Source organism: Nonomuraea turkmeniaca, assembly GCF_005889735.1.
Classification (GTDB): Bacteria; Actinomycetota; Actinomycetes; order Streptosporangiales; family Streptosporangiaceae; genus Nonomuraea; species Nonomuraea turkmeniaca.
Window position 1 is genome coordinate 1 of sequence record NZ_VCKY01000499.1, and the last position, 2,102, is coordinate 2,102.

Annotated in this window: 3 protein-coding genes; 2 read left to right on the plus strand and 1 reads right to left on the minus strand. The window is 68.9% G+C overall.

Annotated elements, in window-relative coordinates:
* The coding region (locus tag ETD86_RS59535) for a septal ring lytic transglycosylase RlpA family protein (RefSeq protein WP_281287127.1) at positions 1–518 on the plus strand (518 nt) is incomplete at its 5' end.
* Between the two features lie 186 nt (positions 519–704).
* Here ETD86_RS59535 and ETD86_RS54020 read toward each other — a convergent pair.
* Positions 705–1,298 (minus strand): DUF1707 and DUF4870 domain-containing protein, encoded by a 594-nt coding sequence (locus tag ETD86_RS54020; protein ID WP_138674334.1) that lies wholly within the window; start codon positions 1,296–1,298, stop codon positions 705–707.
* A gap of 142 nt (positions 1,299–1,440) precedes the next feature.
* On the opposite strand from ETD86_RS54020, the gene ETD86_RS54025 reads away from it, so the two are divergent.
* Positions 1,441–1,785, plus strand: coding sequence for a hypothetical protein (locus tag ETD86_RS54025; RefSeq protein WP_138674335.1), 345 nt, complete (start codon positions 1,441–1,443; stop codon positions 1,783–1,785).
* Positions 1,786–2,102 lie beyond the last annotated feature (317 nt).

Below are 2,102 nucleotides of genomic sequence, written 5' to 3' on the forward strand. Positions count from 1 at the left end.
GATCAACCCCCGCCACCACACCGGCGACGGCCAACGAAGCCGCCCGCCAATCCACCCCGAAGACGCCCGCCCCCAAACCGCCGTCGGCCGCGCACCCGAACCCGACGAAGCCCGCGGAGCCGTCGGCCAAACCCACCGCGGAATCGGCCAAATCCACCGAGCAGCCGGCCAAGCCCTCGCAGCCGCCGGTCAAGGCCACGACCGAGGCCGCCAAGCCCAAGGCCCGCGTTCTCTCGTCCGGCTCGTGCGGCGCCTCGTACTACGACGAACCCCAGATGACGGCCAACGGGGAGCGTTTCAACCCCTCCGCCATGACCGCCGCCCACAAGACCCTCCCCCTGGGCAGCAGGGTCCGCGTGACGAACCCCAACACCGGCGCATCAGTTACGGTCCGCATCAACGACCGGGGCCCGTACGCCGGGGGCCGTTGCCTCGACCTCTCCGCCGCCGCGTTCGCCACCATCGGCAACACCAGCGCGGGCGTCATGAGGGTCAGGTACGAGGTCCTGGCCCGCTGAGCCGGCCAGATGCAGGCTGTCGCCGTCGCGCGGGGCGGACGTCCACCGCGTGATCGGCCCCTCGCCGGCCTTTCACGGATTTGTCACTGCGCAGGATCTCCATGAACGCGTCTCACCGGCCCGGAAGGGGCGGAGACGACCACGTTCATGGACATCGCGATCACGCGAGCTATGAGGCAAGGCCGGTCATTTGACCAGGCGAATGGTCATGGGATAGCGGAAGTTGCTCTCCGACAGTGCGGAAACGCCACCCACAATGGCGAGGACGACGGACGCGACCCAGATGACCGGCAGCAGCACGACGCCGATGACGGTGAGCGGCAGCAGGAATGTCGCGCCGACCACCGTGATCTGGAAGTTGAGCGCCTCCAAGGCGTGCCTGCGAATGTAGGGCGACGTCTTGCCACCGGTGAGCAGCAGAATCAGCGGGCCGACGATCGGGATCCCGAGCAGCACCAGCAGGTGGGCGGCGGCCGCGCCGAGACGTTCGTTGCTCTCCGGCGCGCCGGAGGTCGGCTCCGAACGGACCGGAGCGGGCCGGGGGGTGAGCTGCGGCACGACCTGAGTGCCGTACAGCTCGGTCATGATGGGCATCAGGTCCCCGTGGGTGCGCGCCGTCATCGCGCGCTCCAGGCGGTCGTCGAACTCGAGCTTGTCGAAACGGCCTTCCGCGTACGCCGCCTGGACGTGCTCCACCACGTGCTCTCGGTCCTGGTTGGTGACCCGCAAATGCGCTGGCGGCACCTCTCCCGGCCCGGGGGTTCTCGGTACCCCAGCCATAGTCGCCATGCCTCTCCTTAGATAATGAGCAGTCCCCCTCATACTGCGTCCCCAAGGCCGCGGGCGGTATCGGGAGAATCCCCGATGTGTCCCCTAGATCATCCCCGACGCACGCGAGCCTCAGACGGTATAAAAAGGATTCATGAGATGGCGAGACCGCTACGGCCTTCGTCGGCAACGCGGCCCTAAGGTCGCGAAGTTCGACCGTGAGGCGACAGACGCCGACATCGAAGCGCTTATCGCCTTTGCCCGTTCGCGGCGTGGCGTCGAGTTCTACGTCGAGCCGGAGACCTTCGCCACCGACACGACGGCTGTGGCGGTGGCAGACGACGGCGAATGGACCAGGCGGAGGGTCGGGTCGCCCGCAGTGATTCGCAAGGTCGCTCGCGATCTTGCCTTGCCGGTGTACGACGTTCAGTTGACCGGGTATCCCCCCCGCCTGCGTGCTTACAACGAGCGCCGCCGCCGCGAGGAAGACACCCTGTAACGCCGGCCAATCGTTACGCGCGTCCTGGGCCTCGTAGCGAGTCCCGGTCCGCGCGTTCGGCGTTCACCATCCGTCGCCGCCAGCCGTCGGTCGACGCAGCGTCACCCCTCTTCGCCACCCCAATCGGCACAGCGTCACCACGCATCGCCACCCCCTCAACGGCGCGACGACACCGCCCAGCCCGACCGGTCGACGGCGCGGCCCGGCACCGCCGCTCAGCGGCGCACCACTCGTCTGTCCGGCGCGCCGGCGCGGCCCCGGGTGCCCACCATGGCGTCGGTGACCGTGCGGCTGGTCGTGGGCGAAAGCGGCGGGCG